Genomic DNA, 17,340 nt, shown 5'->3' with positions numbered 1-17,340 from the left:
TTGGGGGATAGGGATCGGAGGTCTTACGGGGCGAGCTGGGACAGTATAGGTCGGGATGGTGTCGCCACGGCAAGCGCGGGCAGAATGGTCCCGGACCCGGCGCATTGCATGGCAGCATCGTGCAGGCGCCGGAAATCAGGTAGCCGGCCTTCGGCAAAATGCCCGGATCAAAATCGATACAGCACGGATCGACGACAAAACCGAACTCGCGCTAAATCGCTTTCGGTGTTCGCACTCAGGCCACGTAGACGGTTTTTATATTCATGAACTCGTGGATGCCATGCTCGGCCAACTCGCGGCCAAAACCTGAGGACTTCGTGCCACCGAACGGCATGCGCACATCGCTGCGCACGATCGCGTTGACGAAGCAGGCACCGGCGCGAATCTGTCGCGCCGCGGCTTCGCCGCGCGCCTTGTCGGTGGTCCAGACGCTGGCACCGAGGCCGAAACTGGTGTCATTGGCCACGCGCACGGCGTCAGCATCGTCCTTGACGCGGATGATCGCCGCGACCGGGCCGAACAACTCCTCGCTGTAAGCAGGCATGCCGGGTTTGACGGAATCAAGAATCGATGCCGGATAGTGGCTCGCGCCCATGCCCGGCACGCAGCCGAGCAGTACTTTCGCGCCGGCCGCGATGCTTTTGCTGACCTGGCTGTGCAGTTCATCGCGCAGATCGGCGCGCACCATCGGCGCCAGCGTGGTCGCGGCATCGCCAGGGTCGCCGACTTGCAACTTTCCGGCTGCTTCGACGAAGCGCTGCACAAAAGCATCGGCGATTTTTTCGGTGACGATGAAGCGCTTGGCGGCGATGCAGGTCTGGCCGGCATTGCCGAAGCGCGAGCTCACCGCCAGCGGCACGGTCAGGTCGAGGTCGGCATCGTCGAGCACAACGAACGGATCACTGCCGCCGAGTTCCATCACGCATTTCTTGAGGCTCTGCCCGGCCGTCGACGCCACCGAGCGCCCGGCCTTGTCGCTGCCGGTCAAGGTCACCGCCTGCACGCGCGGATCGGCGATCACTTCCGCGGCGGTTGCATTGTCGACATGCAGTACGCCGAGAACACCGTCGGGAATGCCAGCAAGCTGAAGCATCTCGGCAATGACGTCGGCGCAGCGCGGCACATTGGACGCGTGCTTGAGCAGAGCGACATTGCCCGCCATCAAACCCGGCGCGAGAAAACGAAACACCTGCCAGATCGGGAAATTCCACGGCATCACCGCGAACACGCAACCCAGTGGTTCGTAGGTGACGTAGCTGCGCGCGGCCTCGGTGCTGATCGGTTGATCGGCCAGATAATCGATGGCATGCGCGGCGTAGTAATCGCAGGCACCGGCGCATTTTTCGACTTCGGCCACCGCCTCGCGATGCAGCTTACCCATCTCGGCCGACATGATGCCGGCGATGCGCTCGCGATGTTCGCGCAGGTTTGCGCCAACCTTGACGAGAAATCCACCGCGCTCGACCAGCGACAATCCCGACCATGTCGGGAACGCGGCCTGTGATCGCGCCAGAACCTGCTCGACCGCAGCCGCATCGAAATACTCGTAGCGGTAATCGACCTGCCCGGTCCAGGGATTGGTGATCTCGACAGTCATCGCATCCTCGCTTCAGCCGTTCTGCACGGCCAGTTGCATGTCGCGCAGGCGGCGCTTTTCTTCCCGATAGGAAACCCACCAACCGATCAGTGCGGCGGTCGACACCACCAGCACCAGCAGGCTGGCCAGCGCATTGATCTTCGGATTCAGGCCCAACCGTACCGAGGAGAAAATCTTCATCGGCAAGGTGGTCGAATCCGGGCCGGCGACGAAGCTTGATATCACGACATCATCCAAAGACAGCGTGAAGGCGAGCAGCCAGCCCGACAACAGCGCCGGCATGATGATCGGCAGCGTGATCACGAAAAACACCTTCAGGCGGTTCGCGCCCAGATCCATCGCCGCTTCTTCCAGCGACTTGTCGAGCTCGGCAAGGCGCGAGGACACGACCACGGTGACGAAGGACATGGTGAAAGTAACGTGTGCGATCCAGATCGAGAAGATGCCTTTCGGCGTCCAGTCGAACGGTGCCGACAGCGTGACGAACATCAGCAGCAGCGACAGGCCGGTGACCACTTCCGGCATCACCAGCGGCGCGGTGATCAGCGCGCCGAACACGGTCTTGCCGCGGAACGGCTTGAACCGCGTCATCACCATCGCCGCCAGCGTGCCCAGAACCACGGCGGCAGTCGCGGCGAAAAACGCGATCTTCAGGCTGATCATCGCCGCGCTCAGCATCGAGTTGTCGTCGAACAACGCGGCGTACCATTTCAGCGAGAAACCCGTCCAGTTCGATCCCAACCGCGATTCGTTGAACGAGAACACAATCAGCAGGACGATCGGCAGATAGAGGAAACCATAGCCGAGCGCGAGGACGACCTCGCCGCCCCAGCCGGAGCGCATCTGCGTACTCATGTCAGCCGCCCTTCCAGCTCACGCTGCTGGAAGCGCTGGAACAGGATGATCGGAATCAGCAACATCACCAGCATGACGATCGCCACCGCCGAGGCCATCGGCCAGTTGTTGGCGCTGAAGAATTCGCTCCACAGCAGGCGGCCGATCATCAGCGTGTCCGGGCCGCCAAGCAGTTCCGGGATCACAAATTCGCCGACCGCGGGAATCATCACCAGCATGCAGCCGGCGATGATGCCCGAGCGCGACATCGGCACGGTGATGCTGAGGAACGCTTTCCAGGGTTTCGCGCCGAGGTCGTAGGCTGCCTCCAGCAAGCGCATGTCGAGCTTCACCAGATTGGCGTACAGCGGCAGGATCATGAAAGGCAGGTAGGCGTAGACGATGCCGATATATGCCGCCAGCGGCGTGTTCATGATGCGCAGCGGCTCGTGGATGAGACCGATGGCGAGCAGGAAATTGTTGAGCAGGCCGTTGCTCTGCAGGATGCCCATCCAGGCGTAGATGCGGATCAGGAAGGAAATCCACGACGGCAGCACCACCAGCATCATCGCGATGTTGCGCGAAGACGGCGTCATCCGCGCGATGGTGTAGGCCATCGGGTAACCAATGATCAGGCAGAAGAAAGTGGAGATCGCCGCGATCTTGAGCGAGGTCAGGTAGGCCTCGATGTACAGCGAGTTGTTGACCAGCTCGATGTAGTTGCTGAGGTTGAGCTTGAGCGTGAGTGCGTCGTTGATGTATTCGAGGATGGGCGTATACGGCGGGATCGCAGTCGCCTTGGTGGCGAAGGAGATCTTGAGCACGATGAAGAACGGGATGGCGAAAAACACCAGCATCCACAAATAGGGCACGGAAATGACGCCCCAGCGTGGATGCGGAAACAGCCGCTTCAACAAGGTGCGCAGCATGTTCATGCGGTCAGCACCACGCCGGCATCCTCGCCCCAGGACACCCAGACCTGGTCGTTCCAGGTGAACGATTCGCTGGCCCAGCGTTTGCGGTTGGCGAAGTTCGCCATCATCTTGAAACCACTGGGCAGACGCAGGTGATAGACCGAGTGGCTGCCGTAATAGGCGATGTCCTCGATCACGCCCTGCGCCTTGTTGTTGGTCTGCGCCGGCTCCTCGCGACTGATGCTGACTTTTTCCGGACGCACTGCGAACGCGACTTCCTGGCCTTCAAAACCGCTGATGCCATGACCGATATGAATCAGGTCGGGCAGCATTGGCGAGCGGATGGTGACGAAATCGGATTCGTCCGTTTCCACCTTGCCCTCGATCACATTGAGTGAGCCGATGAATTCGGCGGCGAAGCGGCTGGTCGGTTGTTCGTAGATTTCATCGGGCGTGCCGACCTGACGGATGCGCCCGGCGTCCATCAGCGCGATGCGATGCGCCATGGTCATCGCCTCTTCCTGGTCGTGGGTGACCATCACGCAGGTCACGCCGAGTTTTTCGATGATGTTGACCAGCTCGAGCTGCATCTGCGAGCGCAGTTTCTTGTCGAGTGCGCCCATGGGCTCGTCGAGCAGCAACAGTTTCGGGCTTTTCGCCAGCGATCTCGCCAAGGCCACGCGTTGCTGCTGGCCGCCGGAGAGCTGATGCGGCTTGCGCTTGGCGAAGCGGCTCATCTGCACGATGTTGAGCATCTCCTCGACGCGCCGTGCGATCGCTTCCTTGCCGTGGCCGTCCTGCTTGAGGCCGAAAGCGATGTTCTGCTCGACGGTCATGTGCGGAAACAGCGCATACGACTGAAACATCATGTTGATCGGGCGATCATAGGGCTGCATGTCGTTCATGACCTGCCCGTCCAATTCGATCTTGCCCGAGGTCGGCCGCTCGAAACCGGCCAGGCAGCGCAGCAGCGTCGACTTGCCGCAGCCAGAGCCGCCGAGCAGCGCGAAGATCTCGCCCTTGCGGATCGACAGGCTGACGTCGTCGACCGCGACGAAACCGTCGAACTCCTTGCGCACTTCGACAATGCGGACGTAATTCTGGTCGCCGAGTTTTTCGCCGCGTGCAAGCGACTCCGGCGGCTGGGTAACGGTCTGCGAAACCATGGGAGCTCCTGCGCTGGCGATCGATTCCGCCAATAAAAACGAACGGAGCCGGCGAACCGGCTCCGTGCTGTCAGCTGCCTACTTTCTCTTGAGCTCAGTCCAGACCGTCGTGTACTTCTCGGCGACTTCCGGCGGCAACACCGCAAGACCGAACAGCTTGGTGTCGATGGTTTCCTTGCTCGGCGTGATCATCGGGTCATCGGTGATCTTCTTGTCGACCAGCGGCTGCGAGGCGGCATTCGGATTCGGATAGGACACGAAGTTGGAGATCTCGGCGATGATGTCCGGGCGCATGATGAAGTTGATGAACTTGTGCGCGTTGCCCGGATGCTTGGCGGTCTTGGGGATCGCCAGCATGTCGAACCACATCGCCGCGCCTTCCTTGGGAATGCTGTAGCCGATGTGCACGCCGTTCTTGGCTTCCTCGGCACGCGCCTTGGCCTGGATCACGTCGCCCGACCAGCCAACCACGAGGCAGGCGTTGCCGCTGGCCAGCGCTTCGATGTATTCGGAGGAATGGAAGTTGCTGATCGAGGGGCGGATCGCTTCCAGTGCTGCCGCTGCCTTGTCGATCACCTTCATGTCGAAGCTGTTGGGATTTTCACCGATCGCGTGCAGCGTGGACGGAATGATTTCCGAACCGGCATCGAGGAAGGTCACGCCGCAGGACTTGAGCTTGGCGATGTTTTCGGGCTTGAACACAAGGTCCCAGCTGTTGACGACGTCGGTGGTGCCGAACGCGGCCTTGACCTTGTCGATGTTGTAGCCGATGCCGGTGGTGCCCCACAGATACGGCACGGCGTAGGCATTGCCGGGATCGACGTCGGTGAGCTTGGCCATCAGGCCGGTATCGAGATTCTTCCAGTTGCTGAGCTGGCTGCGATCGAGCTTCTGGTAAGCGCCCGCCTTGATCTGACGACCGAGGAAGGACGACGACGGCACGACGATGTCGTAACCGGTATCGCCAGCGAGTATTTTCGATTCCAGCGTCTCGTTGCTGTCCATCTCGTCGTAGGTGACCTTGATGCCGGTCTCCTTCTCGAACTTCGCGATGGTGGTGGGCGCAATGTAATCGGACCAGTTGTAGATGTTGAGCACAGCCTCCTCAGCGGGTGGCGCTCCGGTCGCGGCGGTGCCCGGCGCAGTATCGGATGTCGACTTGTTGCATGCGGCGAGCATCAGGCCCGCGATGGCTACCACTAACAAGCGCGCTTTCATTGCTCACTCCTCCGGTTGGATACGCATCGGTCTGTGAAATCCGGAGCCGGCCGCGCAACGGCGCAGTGGCCCGGGTGGTTCGCGCAACAATACTACGATGCCGGGCCAGTCAGCTGCCGCCAGCGAGGCCGAATTCGCGGGCGGTCAGATCCAGTGCCTTCCAGGTCTTCTCGGCCATTTCATCGATCTGCGCCTTGCTGATCACCAGTGGTGGCGACAGCAGCATCGCGTCATTGGTCGCGCGCAGTATCAGCCCTTGGTTCAAGGCGTGGTCGCGGCAAGCCGCCCCGACCTTGCCACGCTCTTCGAAGGTATGCCGCGCTGGTTTCGCCGGCACCAGCTCCAACGCGCCGACCATGCCAACGATGCGCGCCTCGCCGACCAACGGATGTTCGCCAAGCTGTGCCCATTTTTTCGCCAGATACGGCGCGGTGTCGTTCTTGCAGGTCTCGACGATCTTCTCGTCCTGCAGGATGCGGATGTTTTCCAGCGCCACCGCCGCGCAAACCGGATGTCCGGAATACGTATAGCCGTGCGCGAGTTCGCCGCCTTTTTCCTTTAACACGCCGGCGACGCGATCGTTGAACATCACCGCGCCGATCGGGATGTAGCCCGAGCTCAGGCCTTTGGCGATCGGCATGATGTCGGCCTGGAAACCGAAATACTGCTGGCCGAACCACTCGCCGGTGCGACCGAAACCGCAGATCACTTCGTCGGCGATCAGCAGCACGTCGTATTTGCGGCAGATGCGTTCAACCTCCGGCCAGTAACTCATCGGCGGGATCCACACGCCGATCGCGCCCATGATCGGCTCGCCGATAAACGCCGCGACGCGATCAGCGCCGAGTTCGAGGATTTTTTCCTCGAGCCGGCGCGCAGCGATCAGGCCATATTCCTCCGGCGACAGATCGCCGCCATCGGCGAACCAGAATGGTGGATCGATGTGATGGATGTCGGGGATCGGCAGGCCGCCCTGCTTGTGCATGCCTTTCATGCCGCCGAGGCTGGCGCCGGCGACGGTGGAGCCGTGATAGCCGTTGTGTCGGCCGATCACGATGTTCTTTCGCGGCTGGTCCTGCACCGCCCAGAAATGCCGGACCATGCGCAGGATGGTGTCGTTGGCCTCGGAGCCGGAGTTGGTGAAGAAAGCGTGGTTGAGATCGCCCGGCGTGAGCTCGGCGAGCTTGGCCGACAGCTGCACGGTCGGTTCGGTCGTGCAGCTGAAGAAACTGTTGTAGTAGGCGAGCTGATCCATCTGCTTCGCGGCGACGACGCCGAGTTCCTTGCGGCCATACCCGACGTTCACGCACCACAGGCCGGCGAATGCATCGAGCAGCTTATTGCCCTCGGCATCCCAGACGTAGACGCCCTCGCCCTTGGTGAGGATGCGCGTACCCTTCTTCGCCAGCGCGGCGTTATCGTTGAACGGATGCAGGTGATGCGCGGCATCGAGTTGCTGCAGGGTCTGGCGGTGGTGGGGGTCCATGGGCACTCCGGCATACACTTTTTTTGTCGTCATCCCAGCGAAAGCTGGGACCCATTTTCTTCTGTCGCAGCCAGATCACAATGGATCCCGGCCTACGCCGGGATGACGGGCAATTGTCTTTTTAGAATTCACACATTCAACAACAAAAACTCCCGTTCCCACGAGCTGATCACGCGGAAATACGTCTGGTATTCCTTTTGCTTGACGGCGATGAAGGCGCGCACGAAACGGTCGCCGATCAGTTCGCGCAGCGGCGCGCAGCCATCGAGCTGGCGCAGGGATTCTTCCAGCGAGCGCGGCAGTTGATAGCCCAGATCCTGCGCGCTGCCGGCGACGGGATCGGTAGGCAGCAGTTTTTCCTTGATGCCCAGGTAGCCGCAGGCCAGGGTTGCGGCCATCGCCAGGTAGGGATTAGCGTCGGAGCCGGCGAAGCGGCTTTCCACGCGCGTGTTTTCGATATCGTCCATCGGCACGCGCAGGCCGCAGGTGCGGTTGTCGAAGCCCCATTGCACGTTGATCGGCGCGACCTCGCCCATCGCCAGGCGGCGGTAGGAATTGACGTTCGGCGCGAAGAACGGCATCGCCATCGGCACGTATTTCTGCAGGCCGCCAAGATAATGCTGGAATAGCTTGCTGTGCTCGCCGGCTTTCTTGCCGGCGAACATGTTCTTGCCGGATTTGGCATCGACCATGCTTTGATGGATATGCATCGAGCTGCCGGGCTCGTTTTCCATCGGCTTGGCCAAGAAAGTCGCGTACACGCCATGGCGCAACGCCGCCTCGCGCATCGTGCGTTTGAACAGGAACACCTGGTCGGCGCGCGACATCGGATCAGCATGCTGGAAATTCACTTCCAATTGCGCCGCGCCCGATTCGTGGATCAGCGTATCGACGTCGAGCTCCATCGCCTCGGCGTAGTCGTACATCATGTCCAGGATCGGATCGAATTCGTTGACCGCGTCGATCGAATACGACTGCCGCGCCGTTTCCGGCCGGCCCGATCTTCCGGCCGGTGGCTGCAACGGAAAATCCGGATCAGTGTTCTTCTGCACCAGGAAAAATTCCAGCTCCGGCGCGACGATGGGCTTCAAGCCCATCTCGTCGTAGAGCGAGAGCATGTGCCGCAACACGCTGCGCGGCGCCAGCTCATGCGGCTTGCCGTCGCGGGTGTAGCAGTCGTGGATGATCTGCGCGGTCGGGTCGCTGGCCCAAGGCACCATGCGCACGGTTTCCGGATCCGGGCGCAGATACATGTCGGAATCCGAAGGCGAGACGAGTTCGTAATATTCGTCGGGATAATCGCCGGTGACCGTGGTGACGAAGATGCCTTCGGGCAGACGCGTGCCGTAATCGTGCGAGAACTTCGCCGCCGGGATGATCTTGCCGCGGGCGTTGCCGGTGATGTCGGGCACCAGGCATTCGACTTCAGTGATGCGCCTATCCTTGAGCCAGCGCAGCAGCGAGCTTTCCTGCGCTTGCGGAGAGGCTTGCTTGGCAGCTTTTTTCTTCGACATGATCAGGCTCGTTGACTGGTACGTTTTTCAGCGCGTTCGCGACAGGCGGCCGCGAATGCCTGGAATGTGCCGAGATAGAACGGGCTCTCGTGCACTTTCCATTCCGGATGCCACTGCACGGCGAGCAGGAAACTTTCTTCCGACGCCAGCGACACCGCCTCGACCAGGCCATCGGCGGCGCGCGCTTCGACGCGCAGGCCGGCACCGAGATCGCGGATGCCCTGCCCATGCAGGGAATTGACTATCACCTCGCTGGCACCGGCGATCTTCGCGAGCAATCCGCCCGCGCTCAACTGCACCGGATGCGCGGGGCCGTATTGATCATCGAGCGTGGCATCGAGGTCTTCGCGATGGTCGTGGAAGCCAGGCGTTTCGTGCACTTTCTGATACAGGCTGCCGCCGAGTGCGACGTTGACTTCCTGCAGGCCGCGGCAAAGCGCGAGCACTGGCACCTTCATGCGTATCGCCAGCGGCACCAGCGACAAGGTATTGGCATCGCGGGCGGGGTCGTGCAGGTTGCCGGCGTAGCTGGCTTCGCTGCCGTAATGATGCGGCTCGATATTGCTGTAGGCGCCGGTAAGCAGCAGGCCGTCGAGACGCGACAGCAGATCGGGCAGATCCAGCGGCGGCGACAGCGAAGGAATCAGCATTGGCACGCAGCCGGCGGCATCGACCACCGCGCGTATGTATTTTTCGCCCACCGCCTGGAAGGGGTGATGCCCGATCTGCTTGCGGTCGGACGGAAGCCCGACGAGCGGTGCTGACGGCATGCGAGGCTCGGTGTCTGCGATGGATCGAACACTACCCCTGCCGTTTGATTTTATCAACGGTAGATCAGGATATTGAGCACCTCGACCGGCGGTTTTTCGAGGCTATGTGGCCTGTCATGGCCCTGACAGCGTCATTCCCGTCATCGCTGCGATCATGGGGCGTTGAGGATTTTTTACAGTTTTATCCAGTCTGCTAGACTCCCGGCAGCCCTGCCAATCCGCAATGGAAACAGATGATGACCAGCGATCTGCTGCCCGACGACGATGCCGCCGAACTCCAGCAGATCGCCGGCTGCGAGATGATCGATCTGCTGCTGCCGGACATGAATGGCCTGCTGCGCGGCAAACGCATCACCCGCGATGCCCTCGAAAAAATCTACGCCAGCGGCGTCTGCCTGCCGATGTCACTCATCGCCACCGACATCACCGGCAATACCGTCGAGGAATCCGGACTCGGCTATGACATCGGCGACGAGGATCGTATCTGTCGTCCGATCCCCGGCACGCTGAAAGTCGTGCCCTGGCAGCGCCGGCCGATGGCGCAGGTGCTGCTGACCATGGAAGACGGCAAGGGCGGGTTGTTCGCCGCCAATCCGCGCGAAGTGCTCAAGCGCGTGCTCGACCGCTACGCCGCGAAAGGGCTGACGCCGGTGGTCGCGGTGGAACTGGAGTTCTATCTGCTCGACCAGGGTCTGGACGAAGCCGGCCAGCCGCGCACGTCGATCAATCCGGTCACCGGCACGCGCAATACGTCCACGCAGGTCTACTACATGGAAGACCTCAACGACTACCAGCAATTCACCGACGCGGTGACCGAAGCCTGCCGCGCACAACATATTCCTGCCGATACTGCCGTCGCCGAGTACGCGCCGGGGCAGTTCGAGATCAACCTCAAGCATCGCAAGGATGCATTGCTCGCCTGCGACGATGCCATCCTGCTCAAGCGTGCGATCAAGGCGACCGCCGGCAACGACGGCCTGCTCGCGAGCTTCATGGCCAAGCCTTTCGTCGGCCAGGCCGGCAGCGGCACGCACATCCACGTGAGCGTGCTCGACAAGAACGGCGACAACATCTTTGCCGGCACGCCCGAGCAGCCCAACGACAACCTGCGCCACGGCATCGCCGGCCTGCAGGCCTCGTCGAAGGACTGCATGCTGATGTTCGCGCCGCATGCCAACAGCTACCGCCGCTTCGTGCTCAATGCCTTCGTGCCACTCAACGATTGCTGGGGATTCAACAACCGCACCGTCGCCATGCGCGTGCCGCACAGCGATCCGGAAAACACCCGCATCGAACACCGCATCGCCGGCGCCGACGCGAATCCCTATCTCGTCACCGCCGCCGTACTCGCTGGCATTCTCGAGGGCCTGGAAAGCAAGGGCGACCCGGGCCCGCCGATCGTCGGCAACGCCTACGAACAAACCGAAGCACGCACCTTGTTCTGGCGCGACACGATCAATGATTTCATGGCCAGCGCGTTTATCGCACGAAATTTCGGCGCCGAGTTCCACCACATCTACGGCCAGCTCAAGCTCAAGGAAATGCGCAGCTTCTACACCGAAGTCACCTCGCTGGAAGTGGCCTGGTATCTACGGCAGGTATGAGGCGCAAATGCTGATCGCCCCCTCCCCTGCACGCAGGGGAGGGCTGGGGTGGGGTAAAACCTCGCGATGAACTTCGACCCCCTCCTGACCTCCCCCTGCGAGCAGGGGGAGGGACTGAATCCTACGAGCAGCGACGTGACCGCCCAACACATCCCCTCCTACTACACTGCCAGCGCCCCGCCCTTCCCTGTGCAACCGGCGTTGGCCGGCGACGAGCGCGCCGATGTCTGCATCCTCGGCGCCGGCATCACGGGTTTGTCGACGGCGATCGAACTCGCCGAGGCTGGCTACAAAGTCATCGTGCTTGAAGCACAACGCATCGGTTGGGGCGCGTCCGGGCGCAGCGGTGGCCAGGCGATCTTCGGATACGGCTGCGACCAGGCGAAGATCACCGCGTTGATCGGCCAGGACGATTCGAAGAAATTATTCGACTGGTCACTGGAAGCGCTGGATCTGCTGCGCGAGCGCTGCCGGAAATATTCCATCGACTGCGATTGGCGCGATGGCCACGCGCACGTGCCGATCAAGCCGCGCCAGGTGCTGGAACTGCAGCAGTGGCAGCGTGATCTTGAAGAGACGCACGGCTACGCAACGCAGTGGTGGAGTCGCGAACAACTGCGCGAACAACTCGCCAGCGACCGCTACCTCGGCGCACTGTTCGATCGCAACAGTGGCCACCTGCATCCGCTCAAATACACGCAGGGCCTGGCGCGTGCGGCGCTATCGCTGGGCGTGCGAATTTTCGAGAACTCGAAAGTCACCGCGCTGGTTCGCGGCGACAAGCCGGTGATGCGCACCGAAAATGGCAGCGTGAATTGCGATTTCGCGGTGCTGGCCGGCAACGCCTATGTCCGCGGAATCGCACCCGAACTCGACAGCCGGATCATGCCGGTCGGCACCTATATTGGCGCGACCGAATCGCTGGGTGCCGAGCGCGCGCAAGCCTTGATCGGCAACGGCATGGCGGTCGCCGACATCAACTGGGCGCTGGATTATTTTCGACTCAGTGCCGATCACCGCCTGCTGTTCGGTGGCCGCGCGAGTTATTCGACGCTGCCGCCGCCGGATCTTGCCGGTACGATGCGTCGACGCATGCGCCGCGTGTTTCCGCAGCTGCAGGACGTGAAGTTCGAACAAGTCTGGGGCGGCTACGTCGACATCAGCCTCAACCGCGCGCCACACTGGGGTCGACTCGGCAGCAATGTTTATTTCGCGCAGGGATTTTCCGGCCATGGCATCGCCGCCACCGGTCTCGCCGGCCGCGTGATCGCCGAAGCCATTCGCGGCCAGTCCGAACGCCTGGATGTCTTCGCGAAAATCCCGCACCTCCCCTTCCCTGGCGGCCGCACCTTCCGTACACCGATGCTGGTCGCGGCGATGGCCTGGTACAAATTACGCGACGCGATGTTCTGACCCGTGGGGCGGGTTTCCGGGATCGGGCTCATGGGAGCGGGCATGACCGCGATGATCTGCGACGAAATAATTCTCGACCTGCGCGGCGCGCAGACTACCCCGCCGGATACTTCGCCACCAGCTTCCGCACCGTGGTGATATTCCGGAACGTCGCCCTGCCCTGCAGCGCGCGCTCGATCGTGGCATTGGACAATTTTGATTCGCTCTGGCCGATATGCGCCAGCCAATAGATTTCGCGACCAGCGAGATGGAACTCGTGTTTATCGTCGGTCAGCGCGAGCACCGCCGCCTTGGCTTTCGCTGTCGGCGGCGCCGTCAGGAAGCCAACGTACAGCCCGTGCGCCGCAGCGATCGTGTCCGCGGGAAACGGGGCGTATCCGGAGACTGCCGCCAACTCCGCATCGCTGCGTAAAAAAGTAGCCACCTCGTAACCCAGCGCTGCCTGCAGCTGCGCGGCGATCTTCCGCTCCAATGCGGCGACATCGGCCACACGCGAACGAAAAATCACGTTGCCGCTGGCGATGAAGGTTTCCACCTCCTGCAACTTCATGTTCTCGAACAATGCGCGCAACGCTTCCATTTTGACGACATGGCCGCCGACATTGATCGCACGCAGGAAGGCGATGTAGCGCGCCATATCAAGAACCCCTCATTTCTTTGGCAGAAGCAATTCTGCCTGACGGCGTCGACTTAGAGACCCCAGCGCCTTGCGATACGACCACTCGACCAGCTCGCGAAGATACGCTGCCGGCACGCTGCGCACATCGACGATCGTCACCCAATGAAAGCGCGCCATCCAGCGCGCCGGTTTGATGCCGGGCACGTCGGTCAATTCCAGAAAACGATCTGGACTGACACGCACGCTGAAGCGCCAACGCTCCGGCTCGCTGGTCTTGAAATACGCGAAGCGCTTCTCGTCCAGCGAATACACAAGAATATTGCTGGGCTCGCCATACAGGCGCGAACTCGCGCCGGGCAGTCCTGCGCAGAAAGCTTTCAGCATCTCGGTGTTCACTGCGAGCGCACGGCCTCGATCTTCCCCAGCAGCCATTGCAGCCCCGCCAGATGCTGCTGGTCGTGGCTGCAGAGGAAATGCACCAGGCTGCGCAAGGACAGCGAGCCATAGCCCTCGAACTCGGCGCGGCGCGCGAACTGCTCGGGCGTGATGGCGGCGATCATCGCCAGTGTCTTCGCGCGTGCGGAACGGAACGAAGCGAAAACCTCGTCGGTATTCGCGCTGGAATAAGGGCGTTCCGCAGTGACGGCTTCGCTGTCGATGGCCGGCAAGAACGGATCGATCTCGGTCAGCGTGCGCTGCAGGCGCAGGTGATAGCCCTCGATTTCGATGTCGCGCACATGGCAGACCTGTTCGATCGCGGTGAATGGCTCGCTGGGGATGCCGTCCCAGGACGGCGGCGCCCAGTGCTTGTACGCCTCGGGGATTGCGGCGTAGTGCGCTTCGAGTTGCTGCGGAAATGCGGCCAGCGTGGCGATGGTGATCGGACTCATGGATTGATCACTGCTCAATGCCCGTAGAACACATGATGCAGACCGTAGTACGCCATGAACATCACCAGCAGCGCCAGCGTGTAAAGGCCGGTCATGAAATACGCTTCCGTCCACACAGCCTTGTCGCGCAGCACCAGCATGTTGCGCGCCTCGGTCGGGCCGCGGAAGAACAGCACGAACAGAATCGCGATGATCATCAGGTGGCCGATCGCATCGATCATGCCGAACTCGAAGATCGCCAACACGAACACTGTCTGCAGCCCGAATGCGACCACGCGCCCGACCATCGAGGCGGCGCCCAGCAACACGAAGGTGATGTTGAACTCAACGAAGCCGGCCAGAATCATGTAGTTCATCGGCGTCATGCCCATCAGCATGCCGGGCTTGGCCGCGAGCAATGCAAACGTCCATTGCGGATAGGCGAATTTCTCGATCGCCGCCCAGGTAAGCGTCAGACCAGTGGCCGCAAACAGCACGATGAAACCGGACTTGCGCCAACTGCCGCGTTCGATTCCGGACGTCAGGAAGAAATAGCCAATACCCAGAAAGATCATGTAGTCGATCAGATGGTAGACGCCGTAGTCGCCAATCGCCGCCGCATATAACACGACAATGCCAGCGCCGGTGATCGGCGCAGTCCGCCGCCAGAGTGCGCAGACCGCCATCAGCAGATGCAGCCACGGCACCCAGGCGGCATGCGTGACCAGTTCCGGCGTCAGGTAGAAACTGACGCCGTTGAGATAATGCCAAGCGGCCAGCGCCAGGAAGAAAATCGCCGCGCAGACGCGCATCACCCAGATCGAGGAATGGTCGAAGCGCTTCATGCGTGCGTCCAGCGCCGCAAACACGCCGCGACGCAAGGCGATGCGGTCGACGATGAAGAAGAAATAGATCGCGACCAAGGACAGCATCAGCATCTGCACGAAGAACGGCTCGCTGAGCACCTCGCCAATCGGCCGCGGCGTCTCTGCGGGATCGACTTTCGCAAACCATTTCACATGCGCCTCGGCGGCGCCGGCGACCAGCAACAGGCACAGCCAGAGCCGATGACTGCCTTGCGCTAACCACGACCTGATCGATTGCATCGGCAGCTCCCCAGCCCCTGATGCCTGCATCATCGCAGATTGCTCGCGCCGAATATTGGTGCTCGTCACCCCCGCGAAGGCGGGGGTCCAGTGTCTTTTGCTGTTCAACGATTCAAAGACACTGGATGACCGGCTGTCGCCGTTGAAAAGCTCCTCCCATCTTCGCGGGGATGACGGGATGAAAATTGATCGTGGAAATTTGCCTTCTACTTCGAGACGGGCTGCAAGCAGGCTACCGCCCCTGCCTTTCCTCACCTACCGACAGCACCAGCCCATCCGGGTCAAGATATTGGGCGACGCGCGCACCGAATACCGGTTTCGGTGGCTGCACGCAGACCACATGCGCGGCGATCATTCTTTGATGGAAGGCATCCAGATCAGGGACGCTGAAGCCAGGGCGACAGCTGCCCGGATGTTCATGGCTTCGATCATCGGAGGGCGCGGCAACCACATTGGTTGCATGCAACGCCAGGGTCGCACCTTCAGTCGCGAACTCCGACCAGTGCGGGGACTCGAAGCGCAGCGGCAACTCCAGTACATCGCGATAGAACACGAGTGAGCGCTGCATGTCGCTGATGAAGATGATTGCGTAGTTGATGCGCATGGCTGGCCTCCCAATGGCATGAATGAATTGTCAGTCTTCGCCGCCGATCCTGTCGCAGCCGTCAATCCGGTAAGCCAAAGCTACCGCAAGCGAGGAAGCGGAATACTTCGTCACCAACATGGGTTGCTGGGTGGAGTAGGAACCCTGCTTCGCGCGGTCGGTGAAGCAGACTTCCAGGTCCTCCACGCCGTCATTGTTGCTGTCCGAGCGTTGCAGGACGCGAATACCGTAGTACCAATCCGCGTCTTCGAATTCGATCGCGCTTTCCGTGACCTTGCTCGGAACCATTCCCAACTCGGCGAACGTTCGCTTGCTCCCCCGCCTCGGCCCCAGCGAACTGCGGAAGCTGGCGATATCCAGACTGCTCACCAGGGATGCGGCAACTTCCTTCCTTGGAAAGAAGGAGCGCATGTGCGTAATACGCTGGGCGGCAACAGCACCAACGCAGGCGAGGCACGAGAAAAGAAACACGAGGTTGCGCAATGGTTTCATTTGGCAATTGATGCCTGAGTTCGCAAGCTGCCGAGGACAGCCCGCTGGAATGAATTTTCGGTCGCGGCGTACTTGGTGCGCGGGCTCAAGAAGCTTGCTTGCTCAGGACGTGGCGGGCGAAGTTGTCGAGGATGGCCTGCCAGCCCTGTCGCTGCTGCTCTTCCGAATGCGTCTGTTCCGCCATGAACGTCTCACGGACGGTCACGCCACCCGGCACTGGAAGAAACTCGACCCGCAGCGTTCGTTCGCCGAACACGGCTTCGATAAGTTGGTGATCAACGATCTTTGTGTAGGTGCCAGCAAAGTCGAAGCCCATGCTTCCATCCTTCGCCTCCATCCTGGACGAAAAGACGCCGCCAACGCGAAGATCGACAGACGCCTGCGTCGTATGCCAGTCCGGGGACGCGGCATTCCATTGCTTGATGTCTTCCGGCGTTGTCCAGGTTTGCCAGACGAGTTCAATCGGCGCGGCAATCGTTGTTTCGACGGTGATGTCCAATTCGCGGCTCCTGTTTTGATGAGGCTTGGTGCCTGAAATAATTCGTTGTTGACTGGCATGGGTCTTTGCTCAAGCTCTTAGACCGCAGTGACTGGCTGAGATGAAATGGTAGACCTGGTTATCCGAGCGTGGGAAACCCACCGCTCGCAGCGGTTCTCGGCCTGAACCCATTTTCCTCGCACTTTCTTGAATTTTATCGTGCCGCCATTGCCACAGAGAGCACCGCATACGAACGAATACGTAAACATCGCCGTCTCGCGAGAGGGATCGAACGCAATCGCTGAAAAGGTCAGCAGCCCGCTGGCAATCCCCTCCCCAACGGCCGATTCAATTGTTTTCCCTCGCGAAATCAGATCGCCCGGGTCCCGAGGCTTCCACTTACGCGGGTCCACAAGATGAACATAGGAGAGCTTGCCTAGAGAGCTTGTGAGGTCATCGACTGATTCGACTGACAGCTCACGGAGCTTTCCATCTTCGTATGCGCAGTTCGAAAACTTCTTGAGGTCATTCGAGGAAAGTGCCTCGAGCCTAGACGCGACATTGATCGGATCTTTTTCCTTTCCTGCCCAGCCGTCAAGAAAACTTGCATATATCTCAACAGCGTCAGTACTTGCAGCCAGGTCGCGAGCTTCAAC

General features: G+C 61.1%; 18 protein-coding genes. 2 read left to right on the top strand and 16 right to left on the bottom strand.

From position 1 onward, the window contains the following. Positions 1 to 235 precede the first annotated feature (235 nt). The 8 genes from VKM35_RS04785 to VKM35_RS04750 all read right to left on the bottom strand — a co-directional run bounded on the left by VKM35_RS04785 (position 236) and on the right by VKM35_RS04750 (position 9,499). The gene (locus VKM35_RS04785) at positions 236 to 1,597 is read right to left on the bottom strand and encodes an NAD-dependent succinate-semialdehyde dehydrogenase (RefSeq protein ID WP_324318902.1); all 1,362 of its coding nucleotides are present in this window, start codon (positions 1,595 to 1,597) and stop codon (positions 236 to 238) included. Positions 1,598 to 1,609: 12 nt separating this feature from the next. After that, entirely contained in the window at positions 1,610 to 2,452 is an 843-nt protein-coding gene (locus VKM35_RS04780; protein WP_324318900.1) for an ABC transporter permease subunit, read from the bottom strand. Continuing rightward, the gene (locus VKM35_RS04775; RefSeq protein ID WP_324318962.1) at positions 2,449 to 3,360 is read right to left on the bottom strand and encodes an ABC transporter permease subunit; all 912 of its coding nucleotides are present in this window, start codon (positions 3,358 to 3,360) and stop codon (positions 2,449 to 2,451) included. Before VKM35_RS04775 ends, VKM35_RS04780 begins: the two co-directional genes overlap by 4 nt. Positions 3,361 to 3,362: 2 nt before the next feature. Then, a complete protein-coding gene (locus VKM35_RS04770; RefSeq protein WP_324318898.1) occupies positions 3,363 to 4,511 on the bottom strand; it encodes an ABC transporter ATP-binding protein in 1,149 nt (382 codons plus the stop codon). Positions 4,512 to 4,589: 78 nt separating this feature from the next. Next, a complete protein-coding gene (locus VKM35_RS04765; protein ID WP_324318896.1) occupies positions 4,590 to 5,729 on the bottom strand; it encodes a polyamine ABC transporter substrate-binding protein in 1,140 nt (379 codons plus the stop codon). Positions 5,730 to 5,838: 109 nt separating this feature from the next. Further along, on the bottom strand, positions 5,839 to 7,215 hold the full coding sequence (locus VKM35_RS04760) for an aspartate aminotransferase family protein (RefSeq protein WP_324318894.1): 1,377 nt from the start codon (positions 7,213 to 7,215) through the stop codon (positions 5,839 to 5,841). A 128-nt stretch (positions 7,216 to 7,343) separates the two neighbouring features. Further along, complete coding sequence (locus VKM35_RS04755; RefSeq protein ID WP_324318892.1) at positions 7,344 to 8,729, bottom strand: glutamine synthetase family protein; 1,386 nt, start codon at positions 8,727 to 8,729, stop codon at positions 7,344 to 7,346. Between the two features lie 2 nt (positions 8,730 to 8,731). Beyond that, positions 8,732 to 9,499 (bottom strand): gamma-glutamyl-gamma-aminobutyrate hydrolase family protein, encoded by a 768-nt coding sequence (locus VKM35_RS04750; protein ID WP_324318890.1) that lies wholly within the window; start codon positions 9,497 to 9,499, stop codon positions 8,732 to 8,734. A gap of 236 nt (positions 9,500 to 9,735) precedes the next feature. Between VKM35_RS04750 and VKM35_RS04745 the strand changes: the two genes are divergently transcribed. Continuing rightward, complete coding sequence (locus VKM35_RS04745; protein WP_324318888.1) at positions 9,736 to 11,103, top strand: glutamine synthetase family protein; 1,368 nt, start codon at positions 9,736 to 9,738, stop codon at positions 11,101 to 11,103. A gap of 135 nt (positions 11,104 to 11,238) precedes the next feature. Next, positions 11,239 to 12,516: an FAD-binding oxidoreductase gene (locus tag VKM35_RS04740; protein ID WP_324318886.1), complete on the top strand. Its 1,278-nt coding sequence runs from the start codon at positions 11,239 to 11,241 to the stop codon at positions 12,514 to 12,516. Between the two features lie 94 nt (positions 12,517 to 12,610). On the opposite strand, the gene VKM35_RS04735 is transcribed toward VKM35_RS04740, so the two are convergent. The 8 genes from VKM35_RS04735 to VKM35_RS04700 all read right to left on the bottom strand — a co-directional run. Next, positions 12,611 to 13,153: a DUF1697 domain-containing protein gene (locus VKM35_RS04735; RefSeq protein WP_324318884.1), complete on the bottom strand. Its 543-nt coding sequence runs from the start codon at positions 13,151 to 13,153 to the stop codon at positions 12,611 to 12,613. Between the two features lie 12 nt (positions 13,154 to 13,165). Continuing rightward, positions 13,166 to 13,531: an MmcQ/YjbR family DNA-binding protein gene (locus tag VKM35_RS04730; RefSeq protein ID WP_324318882.1), complete on the bottom strand. Its 366-nt coding sequence runs from the start codon at positions 13,529 to 13,531 to the stop codon at positions 13,166 to 13,168. Then, positions 13,528 to 14,025 (bottom strand): DinB family protein, encoded by a 498-nt coding sequence (locus tag VKM35_RS04725; protein ID WP_324318880.1) that lies wholly within the window; start codon positions 14,023 to 14,025, stop codon positions 13,528 to 13,530. The genes VKM35_RS04730 and VKM35_RS04725 overlap by 4 nt, the downstream gene beginning before the upstream one ends. A 14-nt stretch (positions 14,026 to 14,039) precedes the next feature. After that, positions 14,040 to 15,110, bottom strand: a complete 1,071-nt coding sequence (locus VKM35_RS04720; RefSeq protein WP_324318878.1) for a hypothetical protein — start codon at positions 15,108 to 15,110, stop codon at positions 14,040 to 14,042. A 232-nt stretch (positions 15,111 to 15,342) separates the two neighbouring features. Further along, positions 15,343 to 15,714 (bottom strand): VOC family protein, encoded by a 372-nt coding sequence (locus tag VKM35_RS04715; RefSeq protein WP_324318876.1) that lies wholly within the window; start codon positions 15,712 to 15,714, stop codon positions 15,343 to 15,345. A gap of 30 nt (positions 15,715 to 15,744) precedes the next feature. Next, complete coding sequence (locus tag VKM35_RS04710; protein ID WP_324318874.1) at positions 15,745 to 16,206, bottom strand: hypothetical protein; 462 nt, start codon at positions 16,204 to 16,206, stop codon at positions 15,745 to 15,747. A gap of 85 nt (positions 16,207 to 16,291) precedes the next feature. Continuing rightward, positions 16,292 to 16,705: an SRPBCC family protein gene (locus VKM35_RS04705; protein WP_324318872.1), complete on the bottom strand. Its 414-nt coding sequence runs from the start codon at positions 16,703 to 16,705 to the stop codon at positions 16,292 to 16,294. Positions 16,706 to 16,782: 77 nt separating this feature from the next. After that, on the bottom strand, positions 16,783 to 17,340 hold a 558-nt coding region (locus tag VKM35_RS04700), incomplete at its 5' end, for a hypothetical protein (protein ID WP_324318870.1).

Origin of the sequence: Arenimonas sp. (genome assembly GCF_035312645.1) — a bacterium.
Taxonomy (GTDB): Bacteria; Pseudomonadota; Gammaproteobacteria; order Xanthomonadales; family Xanthomonadaceae; genus Arenimonas.
This window is presented reverse-complemented; position numbering and strand designations above follow the sequence as displayed.